This window comes from Muribaculum sp. NM65_B17, from assembly GCF_004793735.1.
GTDB classification, from domain to species: Bacteria; Bacteroidota; Bacteroidia; order Bacteroidales; family Muribaculaceae; genus Muribaculum; species Muribaculum gordoncarteri.
In genome coordinates this window covers 560145-582320 of record NZ_SRYY01000001.1, presented here as the reverse complement: position 1 = coordinate 582320, position 22176 = coordinate 560145, and the positions used below count along the sequence as shown (strand labels likewise).

The 22176-nt window shown below is 40.3% G+C and carries 22 protein-coding genes and 1 riboswitch; of the genes, 17 read left to right on the top strand and 5 right to left on the bottom strand.

Translation table 11 applies throughout. The features are described 5' to 3' along the window. Nucleotides 1–144: 144 nt before the first annotated feature. From E5354_RS14290 to E5354_RS02545, 3 genes are all read right to left on the bottom strand, one after another. Nucleotides 145–528: a plasmid mobilization protein gene (locus E5354_RS14290; RefSeq protein ID WP_210433123.1), complete on the bottom strand. Its 384-nt coding sequence runs from the start codon at nt 526–528 to the stop codon at nt 145–147. A gap of 187 nt (nt 529–715) precedes the next feature. Continuing rightward, a complete protein-coding gene (locus E5354_RS02550; protein ID WP_135946319.1) occupies nt 716–1123 on the bottom strand; it encodes a hypothetical protein in 408 nt (135 codons plus the stop codon). Between the two features lie 252 nt (nt 1124–1375). Next, the gene (locus tag E5354_RS02545) at nt 1376–1687 is read right to left on the bottom strand and encodes a hypothetical protein (protein WP_210433122.1); all 312 of its coding nucleotides are present in this window, start codon (nt 1685–1687) and stop codon (nt 1376–1378) included. 122 nt (nt 1688–1809) lie between these two features. Beyond that, nucleotides 1810–2015, top strand: a riboswitch (cobalamin riboswitch). Nucleotides 2016–2222: 207 nt separating this feature from the next. Between E5354_RS02545 and E5354_RS02540 the strand changes: the two genes are divergently transcribed. The 3 genes from E5354_RS02540 to E5354_RS02530 are packed head-to-tail and all read left to right on the top strand — an operon-like array spanning nt 2223 to nt 5067. Then, nucleotides 2223–2429, top strand: a complete 207-nt coding sequence (locus tag E5354_RS02540; RefSeq protein WP_135946302.1) for a hypothetical protein — start codon at nt 2223–2225, stop codon at nt 2427–2429. Between the two features lie 22 nt (nt 2430–2451). Beyond that, nucleotides 2452–3966: an SLC13 family permease gene (locus E5354_RS02535; RefSeq protein WP_135946301.1), complete on the top strand. Its 1515-nt coding sequence runs from the start codon at nt 2452–2454 to the stop codon at nt 3964–3966. 12 nt (nt 3967–3978) lie between these two features. Further along, nucleotides 3979–5067 (top strand): hypothetical protein, encoded by a 1089-nt coding sequence (locus tag E5354_RS02530; RefSeq protein WP_135946300.1) that lies wholly within the window; start codon nt 3979–3981, stop codon nt 5065–5067. Nucleotides 5068–5255: 188 nt separating this feature from the next. On the opposite strand, the gene E5354_RS02525 is transcribed toward E5354_RS02530, so the two are convergent. Next, nucleotides 5256–5549, bottom strand: coding sequence for a tyrosine-type recombinase/integrase (locus tag E5354_RS02525; RefSeq protein WP_246863715.1), 294 nt, complete (start codon nt 5547–5549; stop codon nt 5256–5258). Further along, the gene (locus E5354_RS14325) at nt 5550–5729 is read right to left on the bottom strand and encodes a hypothetical protein (protein ID WP_246863714.1); all 180 of its coding nucleotides are present in this window, start codon (nt 5727–5729) and stop codon (nt 5550–5552) included. A 287-nt stretch (nt 5730–6016) separates the two neighbouring features. Here E5354_RS14325 and E5354_RS14445 point away from each other — a divergent pair, with 287 nt between their 5' ends. From E5354_RS14445 to E5354_RS02455, 14 genes are all read left to right on the top strand, one after another. After that, entirely contained in the window at nt 6017–6262 is a 246-nt protein-coding gene (locus E5354_RS14445) for a TraQ conjugal transfer family protein (protein WP_135946299.1), read from the top strand. Nucleotides 6263–6780: 518 nt separating this feature from the next. Then, a complete protein-coding gene (locus tag E5354_RS02515; protein ID WP_135946298.1) occupies nt 6781–8862 on the top strand; it encodes a hypothetical protein in 2082 nt (693 codons plus the stop codon). A 150-nt stretch (nt 8863–9012) separates the two neighbouring features. After that, nucleotides 9013–9366: a hypothetical protein gene (locus E5354_RS02510; protein WP_135946297.1), complete on the top strand. Its 354-nt coding sequence runs from the start codon at nt 9013–9015 to the stop codon at nt 9364–9366. 340 nt (nt 9367–9706) lie between these two features. Then, the gene (locus E5354_RS02505; RefSeq protein WP_135946296.1) at nt 9707–9943 is read left to right on the top strand and encodes a hypothetical protein; all 237 of its coding nucleotides are present in this window, start codon (nt 9707–9709) and stop codon (nt 9941–9943) included. A 100-nt stretch (nt 9944–10043) separates the two neighbouring features. Beyond that, nucleotides 10044–11402 carry an AAA family ATPase gene (locus E5354_RS02500; protein WP_135946295.1) on the top strand — a complete coding sequence of 453 codons (1359 nt, stop codon included), beginning with the start codon at nt 10044–10046 and terminating at the stop codon, nt 11400–11402. A gap of 2 nt (nt 11403–11404) precedes the next feature. After that, complete coding sequence (locus E5354_RS02495) at nt 11405–12496, top strand: protein-export chaperone SecB (protein ID WP_135946294.1); 1092 nt, start codon at nt 11405–11407, stop codon at nt 12494–12496. Further along, entirely contained in the window at nt 12493–13236 is a 744-nt protein-coding gene (locus E5354_RS02490) for a PP2C family protein-serine/threonine phosphatase (RefSeq protein WP_135946293.1), read from the top strand. The genes E5354_RS02495 and E5354_RS02490 overlap by 4 nt, the downstream gene beginning before the upstream one ends. A gap of 17 nt (nt 13237–13253) precedes the next feature. Beyond that, complete coding sequence (locus E5354_RS02485; protein ID WP_135946292.1) at nt 13254–14021, top strand: hypothetical protein; 768 nt, start codon at nt 13254–13256, stop codon at nt 14019–14021. After that, a complete protein-coding gene (locus tag E5354_RS02480; protein WP_135946291.1) occupies nt 14008–15234 on the top strand; it encodes an RNA 2'-phosphotransferase in 1227 nt (408 codons plus the stop codon). The genes E5354_RS02485 and E5354_RS02480 overlap by 14 nt, the downstream gene beginning before the upstream one ends. Nucleotides 15235–15243: 9 nt before the next feature. After that, nucleotides 15244–15789, top strand: a complete 546-nt coding sequence (locus E5354_RS02475) for a metallophosphoesterase (protein ID WP_135946290.1) — start codon at nt 15244–15246, stop codon at nt 15787–15789. Between the two features lie 310 nt (nt 15790–16099). Then, complete coding sequence (locus E5354_RS02470) at nt 16100–17725, top strand: hypothetical protein (RefSeq protein ID WP_135946289.1); 1626 nt, start codon at nt 16100–16102, stop codon at nt 17723–17725. An 80-nt stretch (nt 17726–17805) separates the two neighbouring features. Continuing rightward, nucleotides 17806–18012 carry a hypothetical protein gene (locus E5354_RS02465; protein WP_135946288.1) on the top strand — a complete coding sequence of 69 codons (207 nt, stop codon included), beginning with the start codon at nt 17806–17808 and terminating at the stop codon, nt 18010–18012. A 257-nt stretch (nt 18013–18269) separates the two neighbouring features. Continuing rightward, on the top strand, nt 18270–18479 hold the full coding sequence (locus E5354_RS02460) for a hypothetical protein (protein ID WP_135946287.1): 210 nt from the start codon (nt 18270–18272) through the stop codon (nt 18477–18479). A 21-nt stretch (nt 18480–18500) separates the two neighbouring features. After that, nucleotides 18501–22046: a hypothetical protein gene (locus tag E5354_RS02455; RefSeq protein WP_135946286.1), complete on the top strand. Its 3546-nt coding sequence runs from the start codon at nt 18501–18503 to the stop codon at nt 22044–22046. Nucleotides 22047–22176 lie beyond the last annotated feature (130 nt).

Sequence of the window (22176 nt, the reverse complement as noted above, 5' to 3'; positions counted from 1 at the left end):
GAAGGTGTGGCGGCTCACGTGAAAAGTGATCTCTTTCTTTACCTCTGCGGCTTTAGCCCAGTTGCCGAGTATGATGCTGACGCGGCTTGTGGTGGGGAGGCTGAAAACCCTGTCATCATCCCCGGCATCGCCTCGCTCCGGCATCTACCGCATCGCCTGTGACGAAAGGGGGAGATAATCTCCTCGGCCCAATATCAGAGCATGATAATCCTTGATTACCTTTGCAAGATGAATGTCCTGCATTGCCGCATCAATCTCGATGCCACTCTCTCCGGCAAGGGCGTTGGCGAAATTGAGTATATCGACGCGGCATCCGTCAAGGTTGCGGAGCATCGCCGATTCCTCGGCTGTAAGTGCCGATGGCGGCTCATATCCAAGTGCCCTGTGCCGCATGTAGTCGCTCGGTGTCAAATTGTATCTGGCGGCTATTTCGCGTATCTTCCGACGCTCTGCGGCTGTCATCTTCGTGGTGACGGTGCATGAGCGCACAGCCTCCGGCGGCAGAGTCTTTCTCTTTGTTTTGCCCATATAAGTGGTATTCTGTGATTTGTAAAACTGATTGTCTGGGTGCAAGCCTGCGAGCGGCCATGACCGTGACCGCAGGGAGCGGCGAGGCGTTTTGGGGCAACAGAGCGGAGCGAGGGTAACACCAAATCAGAAACTAAGGTCTCCCTGCATGTAATCACGGTGGTTCATGGCACATCCGGCGTGGCTCTCAATCTGCGAAGAATCCGTTGGCTATAACCTCTCCGTCCGGGTTTTCCCAGCCTGATATGCAGGTGAATGAAAGGGCCGACCCGATACGGGAGTTGAATATTCTGACCAGCCCTGCGGCCTCCATCCTCGCGAGAATATTGTGCGTCTTCTTCCGTCCGAGATTCCATTTGTCGGCGAGGCTGATTTCCGAGAACTGCGCTTGTCCCGGCTGGAGGTTGAGCGGTCTGCGGTATCCGGCATCATATCCGGGTGTGGTTCTCATGTCTTTCAGCAGACCGCCGAAGATTGCCATGTTCCGGATTTCGTTGCCGTCGTTATCGGTGGTTGTTTCCGACAGCCATTCGACGGCTTCAGCTGGCAGCCGGAAGCTGACGGATGAAAAGGGATAGGTGTTTTTATGTTCCATGTTCCTGATTGTCATACGATGTTTTTATTATGTGGTCATTCCCGGATTTGACTGCCGTTGTCGGGATTATAATCGGGAGGCCAAAAAGATTCCTTGTCCTTGTTCCCCCATGATATAATCACAGCTTGCAATAATTTTCAAATCTTCCCGGCACCCATGCCCTTTATCCTGTCGTATTGTATTGCCGAAGTCATCTGTCATTGTTATAAAACACAATGAAGGGCAGGGAAAGAATGTCGGATATGATATTGTCTATTTCCCTGTCGGAGCGTTTACTGTCGTCTGTCCTGTATTGGAATTACTGTCGTGATGCTCTCTTTTCGGAAGATTGCTGATAACGGTCTCGATAGCTTTTGAATCTGAAGAGATTGTAAGCAGCGCGGTGGTGATGTCGATTATCTCATCCTTGCCGACATAGCGCGACACGGATTTCATAAGCTCCAGTGCCCGCGTCTGTCGATGTGCCCGTACACTGTCGGTTCCGGTGCACTCCTTGTCGCATCCGAAGTTGAGATAGCGGTTGACATTGGTGTGGTCATGCTGAGGCATTGTCTCCATTGTCATTTTTCCTGAGGCTATTCCCAGCATGACACGAAGTGCATCGGCTTCGTATGGGGTACACTCCTGAAGATTGGAATCTTTCGAATAAAATTAAGGAAAAATTTCATTAATTCGGATTTGTTTATTAATTTTGCAGTCGCATTGGTTCGCCGGGGGTTCACAGCCTTGGCGATTAAAAGGGAATCAGGTGAAAGACCTGAACAGACCCGCTACTGTAAGTTCCATTGAACCTGCCGGACACGACATCAGTGTCACTGACCGCCAAGGCGGTCGGGAAGACCGTCCGGAAGGGGAACAAGTCAGGAGACCTGCCATGCGAGTTAACATTTTCAATAATCTCGTGGATTAGATTTTGAGATGAAGAGATTTGGCTACAGCATGACACCTATAAGAGCAGTGTCAGATGACATGGGTTTTACGGATTCAGACTGCTCCATTGGCCGCGACGTGAAGTCGGGGCCGATTTATTGTGCATTGTCATTCAGGTTTGCCAAAACGTCCTTATCAGATCTTTTCCACCTTAACAGCTCATTGCGTTATGAAATGTCCGAGGTGCGAAAAGGAATTTCAATTTGAATTTCCTGATGTTCAGAATTGGCTGAAAAACTCCAGACTCGACAACAAGCAGTTGTCGTACATCCTGTTCAATTACGGCGGTCCGATTTGTGAGGACTGTGAGATTGACCTTGTGAGCGGTTTCTATCTCACAGGTGTACATCCGCGTTACATGAAGCATCGTAAATAACCTTTCAGACCTATCGAATATCATGTTTACAATGTTTCACGGCTTCCATTTGGTGGAGGAATACCATCAATGGAAAAGAGAGCATCGCAACAACCGCAATCCAATAGGCATAAAAGCTCTCAAACTCTTGCTCGCAATCACAATTCCATTGTTTCTCTGGGTTGCCCCGTCGTCTGTTTATGGTCTTCCCGGATTAACCACTGTCGAGCATCGCGTGCTGGCAATTTTTGTATTCGCCGCACTCATGTGGTTGTTCGATGCAGTACCGGCTTGGACGACATCTCTTGTGGTGGTTGTCCTGCTTCTTTTCTGCGCATCCAACAGTGCGCTATGGTTTTTCCAGACCGGTGCCGACGGCGAAAAATTCAGCAATCTTGTCAGCAACACTGATCTGCTGCATTGCTTCGCCGACCCGACAATCATGCTTTTCATCGGAGGCTTCATAATAGCGATAGCCGCCACTAAGTCTGGGCTGGACGTAAAATTGGCAAAAGTCATGCTGATGCCTTTCGGAACCAAATCTGAAAACGTGCTGCTCGGCTTCATTCTTGTCACCGCCGTTTTCTCCATGTTTATCAGCAACACGGCCACGGCTGCGATGATGCTGACATTTCTCGCACCTGTGCTGAGCGCATTGCCTCCTGATGGCAAAGGCAAGATAGGACTTGCGCTTGCCATTCCTGTCGGAGCCAATATCGGCGGCATGGGCACTCCGATAGGAACACCGCCCAATGCCATCGCCCTGAAGTTTCTCAACGACCCCGACGGCATGGATATGGGCATCGGTTTCGGACAGTGGATGATGGTGATGGTGCCGCTCACAATGGTGCTTCTCTTTATAGCATGGTTTGTACTCAAACACCTTTTCCCCTTCAAACAGAAAGAAATACATCTGAAAATAGAATCGGATCACGAATCGGACTGGAAGGATATTCTTGTGTATGTCACATTCGGAATCACCATTCTGCTTTGGCTAACAGACTCCGTGACCGGCGTGAACGCCAATGTAGTGGCTATGCTTCCGGTTGCCGTCCTCTGTATGGCCGGTGTGATAACCAAACGCGACCTCGAACAGCTTTCGTGGAGCATACTATGGATGATCGCCGGAGCTTTCGCCCTCGGAGTGGCCATGAAGGAGTCGGGTCTTGCAGCCCATCTGATAGAGGCTGTGCCGTTTGCTTCATGGTCTCCGCTGGCTGTCATCATCGGCTCCGGATTGCTCTGCTATCTTATGGCCAACTTTATCAGCCATACAGCAACAGCCGCGCTTTTCATTCCCATTCTTGCGATTGCTGGTAGCACTATGACCGAACAGCTCGCCGCATTCGGCGGGGTGTCAACACTTCTGATCGGTGTCGCCATATGTTCGTCCGTGGCAATGGTACTCCCGATTTCCACTCCGCCCAACGCACTGGCAGACGCCACCGGATTCATAAAGCAGAAATATATGGTAAAGACCGGACTGATTATGGGCGTTGTCGGGCTTTTGCTCGGCTATATGGTACTTATTTTTTGCGGTGTAAACGGAGTATTCTAAAGATTACGAAATATGGAAATAGAAGTTATCGGAAGTTTTCTTCCGAATGAGGACCTTATGGGCGCGCGTCTGAAATATGACTCGAAGCAAATCAGTCGTCAGGAATTGGATGCAATTGAAAACAACGCTGTCCGTGATATTGTGGAAAGACAGATAGAATGCGGCCTTCATTACATAACCTCCGGAGAAATCCGGCGCAAGCACTGGGCTAATGATTTCTGGTTCGGACTTGAAGGAATCACCTGTGAGCGCGTGGATTCCGGACGCATATACCAGCCTGTGGAGGCCGCGACCGACTGTCTCAGAATCTCAGGCCGCATCTCATACAATCCCGCACATACTTTCTTTGCAGATTTCATATTCCTCCGCGACACAGTGAAAGGAAGGGCAAAATGCCGTCAGACCTTACCTTCTCCGGCCAATCTTCTGCTTGAGATATACAATCTTACAGAAGGGCACCCTGAGATGGTCTATCCTTCGGTCGAGCTGCTTATTGATGACATAGCCGAAGCATACCGCCGGACATCGTTGCGGCTGCATGAACTCGCATGCGACTCGATTCTGCTAGACGATACAGCCTGTGGTCTTATGTGCGACGACAATTATACCAAGCGCCTTCTTCAGGGAGGCGTTGACCTGATGGAGCTGCACAGGCAGATTCTGACAGTCATCAACGCCTCGCTGGAAGGTCTTCCGGATGGAATGGAAACCGCAGTCTATCTTTCGGGCGGAGATACCGTTGTGCCGGAATGGGAGGTCATAGATTATCCCGACAACATAATGCCGAAGGCGTTGTCGTCTATCAAAATCGATAAATTCTTCCTTCCGTTTGATATCGGCAACGACTACTCACTGGAGGTGCTTCGCCATATACCCGATAAGAAGAAGGTAGTTCTCGGTCTGATTGACGCCCATTCCCCGTTCCCTGATGATACGGCTTCTATCACAGGAGTAATTCTGAAAGCATCAAAGCATATCGCTCAGTCAAGTCTTGAAATCAGCCCACGCACCGGCTTCAAGCTGTCGAGCTACGCATTTCGCGGACTTAGCAGCGAAGACCAGTGGCGTAAGATACATGAGCTTAACGAGGTATTTTCCTAAAAATATCATAAACAGTTTTTTCATACATCAAAGAAATCTTTTTTTTCTGCCGGAGAGGAAACGCTCTTTTACAGACTCTTTTCATTGCGTTTCCTCTCCTTTCTGTATCGCATTTGTCAACAATCTATGGGCTGCAACCTGTTGATTTTAAATAAATGCCTTTTACCTAACATAAGATAATCCGTTTATCACTTAAAGATTTCGTCTACGCGGTTGACGGCATCGTCTTTTTTCTGGTCGATGATTTTTGCGTAGATTTGCGTTGTGGCAATGTTCTTGTGTCCTAAGAGTTTGCTTGTCGTGTATAGGTCAACATCGAGAGTAGGCATCAGGGTGCTGAAGGTGTGGCGGCTCACGTGAAAAGTGATCTCTTTCTTTACCTCTGCGGCTTTAGCCCAGTTGCCGAGTATGATGCTGACGCGGCTTGTGGTGGGGAGGCTGAAAACCCTGTCATCATCCCCGGCATCGCCTCGCTCCGGCATCTACCGCATCGCCTGTGACGAAAGGGGGAGATAATCTCCTCGGCCCAATATCAGAGCATGATAATCCTTGATTACCTTTGCAAGAGGAATGTCCTGCATTGCCGCATCAATCTCGATGCCACTCTCTCCGGCTGTCAGTTCCTCAATCAGTCTGCGCCTGATTTCTTCCGCTTCTCGCATGACAGCCTTGTTCTCGGCATTATACTCCAATCAATTTTTATGGATTACACCAGGTAGAGAATGTAAACAGTTTGGTGGAATTGGTTAGGTTGATTAAAATCGGTTCATAGTTGCGCTTGCGCCGGATCCTCTTTCCGCACAGAAAGCCGCCCACCTTCGCATGAAGGTATATTAGGCTATTACCCAAGTAATGCTGAATAACCATCTAATATACAGATTTATATATTTAGAATATGGAATTATAAGAAACAAATAGAAAACAGATAAGAATTTTATTTGTATGCTTAATGAATTTTGGGGAAATTCACTCTTTAACCAATAAAGAATCTTTCTTATTGGCACAATTAAAGCTCGTGAGTGTGAGTGAGTGTCCGGGTTTAATGCTAACTTTACAAAATATAGATGATATTACCGTCAACAACGACCGCGTTTTGCTCGAAAGCAAGACCTTCCGCCTCAACTACACCGCTCGTTTCTCCGAAGACCACAAATTCTTGGTCGTGATCGAGAACAACTTTGGCTCGACACGGTAGGAGCATACCTTCGAGTTTAATGGCAAAAGCGGCGATGACGGCGGATAGACTCACGGAATCATCGGAATGATTGCAAACCATGTAACCCCGATTATCCGATGATAAGAATCCTGATATTCCTAATAGCGATAGTTCCCGGCACGGTCACTTCGCTGGTTTTCGTCGCATCATCGCGCATCGCTTTTGGAGCGTGGCAGAGAAAGAACCGGAGCCTCATGGATTTGTCGCTCTTTGAACGGGCAGCCCTGATAATCAAAATATTTGAAACGCTCCATAAGCCGAAGCATTGGCCGTATTTAGGCTACCGTCTTCAAATTCAAGCGGGAGGCTCATACTGCCGAGGCGTCCAATTAGGCAGACACCGTGCTCTGCAAAGACCTCCGCACCATTGTGTTTCCATTGTGTTTCACGCTTTTAAATGCTATTTATCATCCTGAAATGAATCTAATAGAAATACATTTAGTAAATTTGCACTTTGAAATATCTGTTTTTGATATTACATAATATTATTCACAAAGATGAAGTTAGAGCACAAGAGAACGTTTGAAGATGTGGCCTTTTTAGCGTCAAAACTAAAGGGTGGTAATCCTGTGGATAAATTCGACTTACTAATTGGTCTTCTTATGATAACTAGTAAAAGTGAGTTTAATGATTCTGAAGGAGTATATATCATAAATGACCCTCGATATAAAAAGGGAACATATACTAGAGAAGAACTCATTAACGAATTGAAAAACGATGTTATTAGGGGAAAGAAATATAAATTTGATGAATTAAATAACCGACTTGAGAATACCAGAAAATATATAAAAAAACAACTTGAGAAGTCCGGCATAAAGTTTGAAGATGTAATTCTTATAAAGACTGATAAAAAGCATAAGCCAAGTGAGCGAATAACGTATTATCAATATGTTGATCCCAACTTTGACTTAATGAAGTTATATGTACCTGCAATTAACGAAGATGCCGACACTACGTTAATGGAACATATTGACAGAAGATATAATCTCCCAAACGAGCCTAACATTGAGAATATTAGAAATGCGTTCAGTTTTCAGGAACGATATTCGCAAAGCTTAAAAAATCGCATTATTAGTGCAATCAAAGAGATTGATATTAATAAAGATCCTATTCAAGCTCTTGAAGAAGGTAAATTCATTAAGACTCTTGAATATGCTTTATTGCTTAATGAGCCGATAAAGATAGCTTGCCTAATGAGAAGGTATGTCGAATTTTTTGAAGCAAGAGAATCCATTGTAGACCTTGAATCAAAATCTTACTCGGATAAGTTAGTCTATGATTGCATCAATGTTATTGAGAAACAATTGGGTAATGCCGCAAAAGATTTAGATAAGATCAGTAACGGACTGTCAAGTGATGAGTTATTCGGCGAGAATGAGGAGATCTTCGAATCGGTTATATATTACTTGCGGAGCATGAATAGTCTGGATTTGCCTGATGCATTGTTTTCCTATGGGAGATATTGTGTAGCAATTTCAAATTACGGAAACGCCGAAAAATCATTTAAGGAGTGCTTTACGTTTTATGATGAGAATGATTTGACGACTGCGGCTGACCGACTGATACTCCATAATAATCTCGGTAATTTATATGGTGAGTGGTATCATCTTTCGGATGCTTATGCTCATATAAAGCAATCCATTGAATTAATAGAGCGGTGCGCAAAATTCTTGCCGGAGGAGCCAAACTATATCCTATCGATGTCTTATAACACTCTGGCATCAATTTGCATGAAATCATATGAGTACGATAAGGCAGATTTGGCTTTAGAAAAAGCCAGATATTATATAGAAACTGAATTGAATAAAGAATCATACACATATGATGCTAAGATTGAATATCATAGCTTGGCATTACAGCACAACATCGCTTTTTTTAATTATGAAAAAGGTGACGATCTTGCTTTGTTGTCTCTTGAGCTTCCTATATGGAAGGGGATGTTGCTCTCAAAGAAATACCCCACGAACGAGAATCTACTGCTACAGGCAATACTTAATATATCCTACGCGAATGGGTTGCTGAAAATCGAATCGACGGAGGATGCTATGTCATTCACATATGATGCCATAGAAATCTATGATGAGTTATGTAATAGATCGTATAAACGATATGCTTTAGCAAAAACCTATGGTTTGCAACGTTTAGCAGACGTTTATGAATGCCGTGGAGATATTACTAAAGCCATAAGTATTCTAAGGGATGCTCAGAAGATATGCGAAAAATTTGATTTAGGTATCAATTTCGAGGCTAGAAAGCGCCGTATAGAGATACTTAATAATCTTGCTGGATTATTTGTAAGCGCACAACAATATAAAGAGGCGATATGCTGTTGCGAAGAGATAATCAGAGAATACAAGGAGTTCTTTACGGCTATTGATTACGTTCAGTTCACATTTGAGATGCTAAAAGAATTAGATAATCTGGCTATTGCTTACTATTATAATGGTAATGTGTCCTTATCACACGCAAAAATACAAGAAGCTCTAATATATTTAGATGAGATTCATGACGCAATCGGAGACGAATTATTCTCAGAATGGAAAGTGAAAATCTCAAATGATTTATCCATAATGAAATAACTAAGTTATCAACGTATTGTTAAATGCTCATTATTGAGGTTGGCTCGACAGAGTCAACCTTTTTTAGTGTCGTACTTTTTTATTGCGACATTAACAAGTTGACATATAGTGTTTTATGCGCTAATTTTGCAGCATGAAAATTTAATAATCATGCTTAATATCAATTTATCAATATCAACTTTAATCGCGGGCTTCGAAGCTCCGAATAGCGGTTACCGCAAAAAGTATCGAAATCAACTAAGGAAACGATTCAGATATTCAGAGTGGCAAGATCAACTTGCCATTTTGGAAGCGTTCATTAGATCGAATTCACTCACCGACAAACGTTGGCTGGTTGGAATTATTAAAAGCGGATACAATCAGTCGTTAATGACCGTAGCAACATTATATGATCAACATCGTGTAGCTACCATAAGGAGAGAAATCGAAACTTACAAACTGGATTGTGTATCTCCCTATGGTGAAAAAACGGAGAAAAAAAATTCTCCACTTTTGGATCAATAATCATCTATATCTTTGCATCAGAAACAACAAACATAATATTCACTCTTAAAAATCAACACTATGTCTTGGTTCTCACGTACAGAAGATTACTCAATTGAAGACACTAGCCGTGACTTCTACGATGATCCCGAAATCACCTACGGCTCCTCCGATGACACCTCATCGAGCAGTTCTTCATCTTCAGCATCCGGCGCATGGGATGATTATCAGCATGAGCGCGAATACGTCTCATCCTGCTGTGATCAGCACACCCGCTAAGTTGCATCATTCTCCTCTCTTCTATAAACAAGGCCATGCCTGAAGCCTATAATAGATGGCAGAACAAATAAAACGTACAACTATGGGTTACTACGACGACAAATTCGAGATCAAGGGTATGACAGAAGAAAATGCCCAGGCTCTAAAAGAGAGCCACGAGACTTACGACAATCCTGCTTACAGCGGTAGCGTCGAAATCGTGAAAGAATCGGATGACACTTATACCGCCTGCTATGACCGCGGTGATGTGAAGTCTTTCCAGCAAATTCACGAAGATGGCGAACTCTTTGGAGGTCACACTGATAAACTTTACCAGTAAGGCGATTGCTCGTAATCTTTTTATCTTAGGAGGGGCAATTCAGCTACCTCCTAAGATTTAAAACCTGAACTGTTTTTCATAATTTATCCGTTTCTTTAAAATGAAATTTCTTGGCATAAACACGAAATTATCAATACCCCAGAATGAGGTAATTGATGCATTGTCCAGATTATTTCTAGCAGATATACCTATATCTCATGTTCAACGTATTGTCAATGCCCTTGCAACAGGCAATACCACGTATGCCAAAATAAAGGATTTTACAGCCCCTCATCTGCAATCGCTAAAAACTAAGTCTCCTGACAAAAATTGGCAAAAACGGATGAAAAACAGAGGCGAAGAATGGGCTAAAACCTTTGGAAAGATTAAGGAAGATGATTTCGATTATATAACCGAACATTATCAGGTAACCTATCTTGATATTTTTGGAGCTCCTCAGTTTACTTCTCCTGAAGAAATGGCTTCACACGTAAAAACGATTATTAAAGGACATGACTCTGCCATAGAAAGACTTTCGGTCCCCTTCTTTCAGCATTATGCGATGAAGAAATATGGATTCGGTTGTCCCACAGCCAAAACTGTTCTTCTGTGTGGACCGACAGGTTGCGGAAAGACCGAAACACTAAATTCGTTTTCCGAAATTTGTGACGATCTATTTATCACGATGAACACATCTGAATGTACGCCTACCGGATGGAAGGGTGCATCATTTGAAGATGTCCTTGCTGAAAAGGTTCGCAAATATGGCCGGACTGAAGTTGAGAATGCAATCATTTTCATAGACGAAATAGACAAAATAACCCATACAGGTTGTGGCAAAGAAACTGACGATATGGGGTATGACGTCATGCGTTTCCTTATGAATCTCACCGATCCGGGAAATAATATTCGGCTGAATAACGGATTGGGGAAAAATGGCGAGCAAACATTTATAGAACTTCCTGTTACGAATATGCTCATTGTACTATCAGGAGCATTTTCGGGGATAGAAGAGATGATTAAGCAACGACTGAATATAAATTCCAAAGTTGGTTTTTCTTTTAACACTTCTCTAAGTCCTGAAATGCATCAAAATATTTATTCGCAGATAAATTCCGAAGATCTGCAACAATGGGGTTTTCTGAAGGATTTAACCGGCCGCATCGGACATATTATTACAATTAATTCTCTCGACGAGGAGGATATGTACAGGATTCTTACCGAGTCAAAAAACTCGATATTGGCGCGACTGATATCATATACCAGCAATCTGTATAATGCCAAACTTCGGTTTACAGAAGCGGCTTTGCGACTTATATGCAGAAAAGCTGCCGGGAACGGAGAAGGCTTCCGCGGAGTGCATAAAGTTTTATCGTCATGTCTGAACGACTTGTACTTTAAACTGCCGGTGATGAGTAAGTTTTGTCGAACTATCGATGTCGATGAAGTATACGTTGAACAACATTTAAAAACGCTCTAAAAATGGATTCTAAGCCCAAATATACTATTCTACAAGAGTATGTTAAGCATCTGGATTTTAATAGTCCGGCTGCTCCGGAGTCATTCTTTATGAATTATGAAGGGAAATCAACACTGTCTACTCAGATAGACGTAGAATCAAAGACAGAAGTAAACATGGGTATTTTTTGTGTAAATTTAAAGTTACAATGCTCGGTTGTACTTGAAGACGGGAACCCTCTTTTTGTAATTTCTGTAGTTTATGGTGCAATAGTTGAGACACGCGAACTTATGGAAGATTCTGAATTAAAGAGTTTGTTAACTATTGAGATCCCTCAGATAATATATCCTCATGTCGCAGTGTTAGTGCATAGTACAACTTCATTTAGCGGTTTTAATCCTGTGATGCTTCCTAACTATTCTTTTTTGGAAAGGAAGATGATAGAAGGAAGTGCTATTACCGTAAATGAACTATACGATAACAATCAAGATCAATATGAGGAATCAAGTAATTCCTGTTTCGAGAATGAGCCGGACTCCATACTTACATTAAAAAGACTTCTCGCTGATGTAGAATCCGAAGAAGCCGGCAAAGAGTTCATTGAAACACTTAAAAGGAGTGGCGGCGAAATTTCCGGGTTCACAAATTTCACATTAACAAGAACATTGTTCAAGTACCTATCTTTTATAGATTACAATACTACACATGAAATAGAGCAAGACCTGTATGCAAAGCATTTAATGTTCTTTTTGATTGTGTCTTCTAATGATTGTGAATGGTGGTTGTCCAATGATAATGAAGATAAACCGGAACTTTCTTATCGATATAAAGGAACAGACGTTGACAAAAAAATTTCTGATTTATCGCTAGAAGAATTCGTGTCCTTAGCAGGAGATTTGATTGTAAATGTTTTGACAGAGTCCCATGTAAACATTTTTCTTATCGAACAGGAATACGGAATGTTTGGCGATTTAAGTAATCCTAATCCGTCGAGAGAGGAGTATCGTAATGCTTTCCATTACGATGTCTTAAGCGATGAACAACAAGAATTTGTTGATTCGCTTTACGATGCAATTTCAAAAACTAAATTAGAAGCATTCACATTGGAATTATGAAAAATATAGAATACTTTCCCATTTCTGAACAAGGATTGCGCGACAATAATGAGGATTATTGTCGCGTAGAGTCGATTTCAAATGGATCAGATGTCCTCGCTATTATAGCCGATGGTGTAGGTGGTGAAAACGCTGGAGAAGTCGCTTCGATGGTAACATGTAAGGGCATCGCTGAGTATCTTGCCCACATGAAAAACATCGGTCTTGAAGATCTTCGCATGGCCGTGACCACTGCGAATAATGATGTTATTGAATTACAGAAGAATCCTCGATATGAAAACATGGCAACTGTAGTATCAGCATGTGTAATATCACCAAAAGATAATGTTATACATATCTGCCATGTAGGAGACACAAGAATATATGCACTGTGTAATGATGGTGCCGAATTGTCCAAACTAACTAAAGACCACTCGTTTGTAGGCAGGCTTTTCGATGAAGGACTTATCTCGGAAAACGAGGCTATGCACCATCCCAAACGTAATCGCATTGATAAATGCATTGGTTCTCAACCGCTGAATTATTTCAGTGATTATTTGTTTGCAGACTCATTTGAATTAACAAAATACAAACGAATTCTTATGTGTTCGGATGGTGTATACGATGTCGTGTCTTCTTCCGAGATTCATTCAATTCTTGTCCATACCCCCGATGCAAAGAGAGCGGCAGAAGAATTGGTGAAGAGGGCTCTTGAATTTGGCAGTCATGACAACATCTCGGCTATTGTAATAAATCTATAATAATTATACTATACAACATGGGCACTGAACTATTTTTCTGGGTAACAATTAATTCGCTTCTTTTTGCGATGATACTCTTCTTTAGGAAGAGTTTAGTGCAGGATTTCGTTTCGATGTCTACTGTAATTGTATTTTATGCGACTGGTACTTTCGGTAACATCTATAACCATATTTTCTTTTTACCTGAAGATGCCCTTTTGTATGATGCGCTATATTTACTCATAGTAATGTCAATAATAATGGGCACACAGGTTATTTCAGAATTGCTTGTGAATATGGTAAATGGAGAGCTCAATATTAAAGTGATGGCATTAAATATCGGAGAAATAGTTCTTTCATGGATAGGTATATACATCATTGTTTATTTGTATTTGCTGCTCTGGGAGTACAGCACACCGATTATCTGTAGTCTTATTATTCCGTGTGGCATATTTATTTCTGCAGTGTCTCGTGTTATTTCAGACAAAGATTTCAAGGATGCTGACGATTATTTGACACTTTATTTTGTGTTGTGTATTTTCCTTTTTGGCGGACTATGGTGGTTTAATACCCTGATTGGACGTCAAGAGATAATTAAAGCATTTGGTATATACACTCCATACCACAGCACAGCTGCATCATTGGTCCCTGCTGTTTTGTTATGCCTTCCTTTCATAATGGGGCTGTGCAAAATTCGCGTCTCTAATCTTATAAACAAGATTGAGGATGATGACAATAATGATGATGCCAATAAGTCAGATTTAGATACTTCTATAAAAAGTGAGATAGACGATGAAAACAAGTAATGATAACCGCCGTAGTAGGATCTTGGCATATATCCTGCGTCATGATAAAAAAGCTCCTATTAAGCATGGGGGATGGATTTCTGTTGACTATTTAATCTCTGAGAAAGAGTTTTCTTATAAGGAATTAGTGAATATTGTATTAAACGATGAGAAGATGAGATTCGAGTTTAATGATGATCAAACGCTCATTCGCGCACTTTATGGGCACTCTGTCCCTGTAGATTTAGGGTTGATGTGTAAAATTCCTCCTGTGCAATTATATCATGGAACATATACTAATGCCTCAGTAGACATATTAGATTCAGGACTTCTTCCTAGGTCGCGCAACTTTGTTCACCTCTCCGATGATAAGCAAAGAGCCATTGAAGTTGGACAACGTCATGGGGATCCATTGGTAGTATGTATAAATACGGTTGAAATGATACATGACGGGTATCATTTCTATAATCCAATCGGTCATACTTGGCTTGTATCTAAAGTCCCAAGCCAATACTTCTGTATTGAAAGCCATTCTTCAGTCACATTTGATGAAGAAAATTTTGACGAATATAAGAACGAATTTATTCAAGTTGTATGCCCTGAAGAGTTATCTGAAAATTTACCGGATATTCAATTAGATTTCAAGCTGGCGAAATTCAGTAACGGCATCATGTCATTTGATTTAGGCGATTGGATGAATAGCGGATTTTATATTATAATTGATGATGGCAGTATCATCCATAACACTTATGAATATCTTAGGACTTTTCGTGAGCACGTTCATGGGATTCTGATTCTGAGTCAGAAACCGATTGAAGGACTTCCATATATTATCTGGAATAATGTCGCGGAATTAACTGTGATTATAGATTCTGTAATATCAATGGTATCTGGTCATGGTCGGCTACCGTTTGATTTTAGGGACATAGAGACTATGTTATTGCAGTACAATAATGTGATCTCTTTCAAATATGTAGAGTTTTATGCTGATGCTGACATTCGTGTCGTAAAGGAGTTATTCAACCAGATGGATTTTATCTCCGCTGGAATAACAACATTCGTCATTCAGATTCAAAAGTCTCCATGTATAAATCCAGATTACAAATTATCTGAGATATTAAATTTGATATCTGAAGGAGTATCCGGTATTTGTCATGATTGCGAGGTATTATGGGGGTATGTCAATAACCCACAGCTCAAAAATAATTATCGAATATCAATCTATTACCATTAAATCATATATATGTCGAACGTATATGTTACTTCTGATTTACATCTTGGGCACCGCAGAATATTGGAATTATATCAATGGCGCCCATTTGCCCAGATGGGAAATATTGAAGCTCATGATAACAAACTTATTGAACTTTGGAACTCTACAGTTTCAAAGCATGACAAGGTGTATATACTTGGTGATTTTTCGCTCAGATCAGCCAGTGAAAATAGAAAAATTTTAGAACACCTTAACGGACATAAATATTTATGTCCCGGTAATCACGACTCATCACTTAAAGGTCTATCCAATTACTTTGAGAAGGTAGAACTAATCATGGTCGTTAATTTCAAAAAAGAGATATATCCATTTCTTCAATCGGATATGGAATTTGTATTATGCCATTACCCATTAGCCGAATGGGCTGGAATGCATCACGGAGTATTTCATCTTCATGGTCATTGTCATGGCCAATGCGAGACACAAGATCCAAGACGCATTGATGTTGGCATAGATTCTACAAAATCCATATTTATATCGTTGGAGGAGGTCTCGACGTATTTTAATCTTACTTAGGAAGCACATGTAGAATCTGAGTGAGGATAAAAATTTGGGCTAAAATATTTTCACCAATTCTAAATCATCTCAATAAAATATCTTTGTGGCATCAATCAAATAAAACGATAATACGATGAAACAGTTACAATTCATGTTGATACTATCAATATTGGTAGTTTCGATTGTCAGTTGCTCGACAACCGGAGTCCCGGAATCTAATAACGCGGTTCGGGCATAACTAATACTTCGTTAATATATAAACTTAACGAAGTGTTAAATTAAAGAATGATGTCGTAATTTTGCGATTTACCAGTAACAATTATTACCGATGAATCTATTCGATAACATAGAGCTACTTATTTCAAGTCTTCCATATAACATATCAAGTGTTAAGGCTTGGTACGATGGAACCATTACGTTCAAAATGTCGGAATTTCTTGGGGACGTAGTATTAGATGTCGTATGTTCCGAAATGAGATTATCCTTGTGTATAGATGAGGATACTTTCAAAGACAGATTTATAAATGTCACAAATGAAGGGTTGATATATCTGACTAATGAACTGAATACTAATGTTGATACCGTTTCTTTCAGCGCACTTTCGGAAGATAATTCACCTTGTCTATGTTTGAAGAAATCCTTTAATTACGCAACTCGTGATGAAGCAATCCGCTTCCTGATTCAAGGTCTTACATTACTCAAGAGAATTGTTGAAGCGACTCTCTCGGTGGCCTACTCATTCTTTGATGATAAGTACATACCTGATTTCTATGAACTCATAACCACAGAGATCAATAAAACGACATTCGACTCAATTGTACAAACTCTTCCGCCTTTAAATATACTGATTGTAGACGACCTGTTTTCTAAAAAACTCACCTCGGTCAAATTACAACTAATGACGCGGCTGTCCAAATGTAAGATTTATGAGGCTAAAAAAGAACTCAACCCCTATGCGATGCTGAATTCTCTCGAATACGAGATACGAAAGCATAATATAGATGTAGTCATTGCGTATGGCTCAGGGTGTTTCTTCGCGCATCAGTTAAACGGAGTGCATGTCCATAAGATATTGCTTAATCCAAAGTTTTATATATCTGAAGAACTTCAGATGCACGAGGCAGTGATAAATGCCGACTCATCTGATTTGCCGTACGACATTGACACATATCGTCATTTTACAATTGAGACGTGTCAGCAAATGGAGGACCGGCAATTTATGAACATATCCTCTGATAATATCGACAATACCGTTGGCTATTTTGATTTGGATAAGTGTTCAAGTAAGAACGGTGAGATTTTCAATTCAGTCTATGGTCCAATAAATACGTTGTCAGAGAACTGGCTTGAGGACGATGGATTCACCAGATTCGAGCTTATTCCAACAATCGAACGGCTTTATTATAAATCAAATTGTCAGCCATTTTCATCAAACATTACCAGAGCGGAGTTCGCAGAATGTCTGCGCACTGTGGTCAATGACCATATTGCTTATCCGCGACCTTGTGCATATAATGAATGTGCTTACATACACGTTTCGCCATACACTCATGATATAATTGTTGAGTCAGGATATCGTGCGGCTCTTCTTGAAAGAATGAATAGAGATGGAGACATCGTGCCAAACGAAGATGTTATCAAATTCTTCACTCTTCAAAGAATTCCCGATAAACGTGTAAGTGACTTCATAGAACGAATATTGATGGTTACTGATCCGTATCGCCTGAATCAGTCTAATAAATTAACTGACATTCTTTTAGCCATAGATAAGACAGATTTATCAATGACAGTCCGCATCAAAGACAATGCCATTACTATGTGCAGAAGCAAGAACGAGGATATTTATCCTTTAAGCAGATTTGTCAAGAGATATGCTCGTCATAAAATTGCAGAAGTTTCAATGGTAAATCTAACTGCTATTGCTTTAAAGTATATCCCGGTTGAGGGCCTGTAAATCAAGAATAATAAACAACATAAATAGGAGTTGCCGAAAATCCGTTAAAGAGTAGGCAAAATTTTAACAGACAAACCAATATGGAATACGCGAAGAAAAAATGCCGTCCTGCTCACTGCTACAACCACATGAATTGCGACTACTGCCGCAAGAAAGGCTCTTACACATGCCCGCAGAGTCGTAACCACTCCGGAGGCTGGGGCTGGTTCCCTCCGAGCGGTTGCAGCTACAAGTTCGAATGCCGTTATAAGGATAGCGAAGGGAACTGCAACTATCATATAAATTGAAAACGTTATTCCAATTTGAATAATCAGTAAATGCCGGTAGCGATGGTAAATATCCCAGATATTTTTCGTAGCTTTGCATATACAAGACGAATGAAATCTGAAAATATGACCATCTAAATAACAAGACATACGGCGAGAGCCGAAGCACCTTTGAAAACTCCAGCTTAGTCGTTATAGGCTTTGGTCGGCTTCAGATGCTATGTTGGGTTTTTCGCTTTTTTGAATCTTATGACAAACCAAGAAATACTATAACTGCAATGGTTAGCTCTTACGCACAAAAGGTCAGCCAGATATGGAACTTTGCCGACGATATTCTGGAGTTCTGCCGTATACGTCGGAGCGGCGGCTCCCTCTATCACGAGTACAATCAGAACGAAGGCTTTCAAGACAGCTTCCGCAACCTCCACAGTCAAATCATCTACGACCGGGACTACCGCGAAGTCGTGGATTTATCAGAAGTTTCCTAAAACCTATTATTCTATCGAATCATGAACTCCAACGATAATAACCTTTTATCACGAGAAGAAGCCTGGTGGTTTATTCCTGAGGAATATTGTCCAATCTTTCTTGAACTCGAAAAAGAATTCAATAAACAGATTGACATTCGCAGACAAATTTCAGAACTTGAAAGTAAAATAAATGATACTCCTACTTATAAAAGAGAACCACTGAAGGAGCGTTTTAAAAAACTTAATGCACGGAGAGAACATTTTTCACGTGAAAGAATTGTTGAAATCGTTGAGCCCCTTCGTTACGATAGGTGTATTCACTACAGCGATTTAGCTGATAGGCGCTTGGCAAACCCAAAGAATGCAAATGGAAAAGAAGATTATACCTTCATCAAATTCTTCAGATATGCGGAAATTATGGGGGATAAGTCAATTACAAAAGTAATAGTTGATCGTTTCATTAAGTATTTTAAAAATTTAGGCATTCTAAGAGAGACTGAAAATGTCGAGTACTACTTCGAACATTATAGTAATCACATTACTAACTATAAGGTGCCTTTTATTACGGCACAAATCCTTTTGGAGTGTATAACTCGTGATTTAGAACATAATTCTGCATCAAGAGTCGAGCTGCTTAAAGCTATGCATAGCTTAATACAAGATCCTCTTTTCGCTATCGTTGAACAAAAGGATGATGAGAATGAGGCTCTTGAAACAGTGTATTTGGAGCGATTTAAGGACGGTCTCCAGATTCTTAAAAACAATGGGATAGTAAAAAAGAAGAAAGGAGTAATAGGGCATTATGAGTTTACTTATGAAATAGACTATCATCTTTCAGATAATAAGTCACCGAAAGATGCAAGTAGAGAACTTAATGAAAGGTGTAGAACGGCAGCTTTTGATAAGCTCCATCTAATACACGCTCGTTTTCATCAAACAAGCTCAACATCAAAAGAAAAGGAGAAAGCTAAATTAAGAAGTGCACAATCTGAAATATCTGAAAAATTATCCAAATTAGACCAAGCGTCTAAAAATGATCGAATAACATATCATTGGTATAATGTTATCCTTCAGTGCCGCAATTCTATTGAATTCCGCAAATTTAAAACTTTTGCGGACGATGTTCTTTCGTACATACGTTATCATAACATTAAGGCTGCGGTTACACCTGTTGTTAAGGATTCACTATATAAATGGGATAGAGCATATTCTACTTGGAGTGCATTAAGTATATTTTTACAAGAAGAGGCAAAAATGCACATAAGGAGCTGGCAAATTTCGATATCTGATTCTGAATATCAAAAAGCCGTAAATAATATACTAAATGTTATCAATGACCTCATTGGGAATGATACTATTGAAAAAGTTCCTTCAAAGAATTATACCGACGAAAAATCCATAGAACAAATAAGGGTTCGTAATGAACAACTTTTGTCTTTATTCTTTGTTCGATCATATATTGAGCCATTATCCAGCAATGAGCTTTCATCACATTTAGAACAATTATTCAAAATTATTGCGTCAGACGAGAGTAAAAATAATATCGATTTGTGTATCATTATTCGTCAATTAAGCTTATTAGCTGTGAATAATACATTTGAATATGCATCGAAAACAAAGTCTTGGATATATGCTCTCAAAAACATTCATAAAGGGTCTGATAGTTTTATCGTTCAGACTACTCTAGTCTCTATTTATAACCTTTTGATTGGTTTGTCTAGTGATGACAACAGCATTGAAAAGTATCAAAAAGCCTGTTTTTCTTTGTTAGGGGAACTAAAGCCACAAAATTACGATCAAAAAGATGAAGTAATATTGTTGCAATTCGAATATTTAAAGTGGAGTAAGGATTCAATCTCATATCAGAAGACTGCTCGATTATTGTCGGATTTATGGAAAAATATTGGTGAGCTTTTTGTTATTTCAGACAAAAATGACCCCCGACCATATATCTATAAATATGATACGCTATCACTCGCAACCGGAATTCTTAAGAGTTACTTCGATTTTGGATATTCTTTAGCCATTCTACTGTCTAAAGCTTACCTTCAACTTGTCGAACTTAAGATCAATGATAGACTTACTAATCACGGCTTACTCAGTCATCTGCCTAATTTGATTATAAAGATTAAACCAGAACTGGCTGTTCGCATTGCTATAACTAATGAATCCACTGGTTATGCAAATTGGTCACACAACCAGAGTATCGCAGAGACTTTACTTGAGTTAGGCGATTATAATAGGGCACTGACATATGCCTGTAAGGCAGAAGAATCTTACAACAGCTGTGATTTGGGAGATATTCAAGGTCAGACTTTTAATTTGGAACTTCACTTGACAAAAGCCGAAATATTGTTTAGACTTGGGAAGGAAGCAGAGGCGAACTCGCTATGTTCCCAATGCGAAGCGAAATTAAAAGAGTTGGAAGAATTATACCCAAAAGAAATAAGATCTAAAATACTTCATTCAGCAGCCCACCGTCTAAGAGGAATACGATCATCACTTGAAACGCTACCATACGGGTATCGCTGGATCCGATTGCTTAATATTCTCATGGCAATTATAGAAATGGATAATGTCATTCCGGAGGTTGAAGCATTTTTTAATAAGTGGTATGGTTTTAACGGATTGGACTTAGATGAAGACGAGTCTAATCCCAAGGAACTTGCCGATGAATTCAAATCTGATATGTTTCCTTTAACGATGCAAGCTATATCACAGAATGTGGTGTTCAAGTCATGCGATATTGATACATCTCCTATAGCAGTAGATGAAATCAAAATGCTTAATAAGGAGTTACAACAATTGTATATAGACAAACAAAGGACATTCTTAAACATTGACATGGAAAACACAGATAAACTTATTTCGAATCGTCAGATACAGATGCCAGAGTTTGACATGCTATTTGATCTTCTAGACCCCCAAAATAATACGAAGGCATTTGTGAATCAAATGAATCTCACAAACATCAGCAATTCGAATTGTAATCTTCCTATTGAAGAGCTCGAAAAGTATCATTATGTGGTGATGAGCGAATGGGCGTCTAATGAGGACAGGTTAAAAGCTTGTCAACTCTTTTTTGATAAAATAGATCAATCAAGAAAATCAATATTTATCCGAGAAATGGCAGCTGAGATACTAAGCGAAAAGTCAACTCTCATAGACTTTGAAGATTGGGATGAAAAAGAAAGACTTCTCAATCTGTCAGAATCATATATTATGGACAAAAATGGCACATTCTTAAGCGACAAGGCAAAGGAGATTTATATTCGAATAGCTCATCGACTTTGCGATGTTTATGAATACCTGTTACGCGATGGTGCTGCTTCTTCCGATTATATAAAATATGCGTTGGATATCGTCCGACAATACAATATTCGTACCGAAGACTCTGCATGGTTTATAGGCGAGTATGCTGAACATCTAATGTATGAGGCACAAAGTCAAGGTAATACAAATTTGTTTTCAGAAGCAAAAGGTTTATTCACCGAGTCTATCGAAATACTACAATCCGTCAATCCCCAGACTGACGATAGTAGACACTATCTAGAATTATATAAGGAATTCCTATCGCTACTATAAAATCGACTTATACTCTTCCTGGTTGTCACTATCGCATCATTTGCTAACGATAAATGTAACAAATGCGTCACGATTCAATAATTTTATGTGGTTTAGCTCAATGATTTAGATTTAAATTTGGCAAGACCGA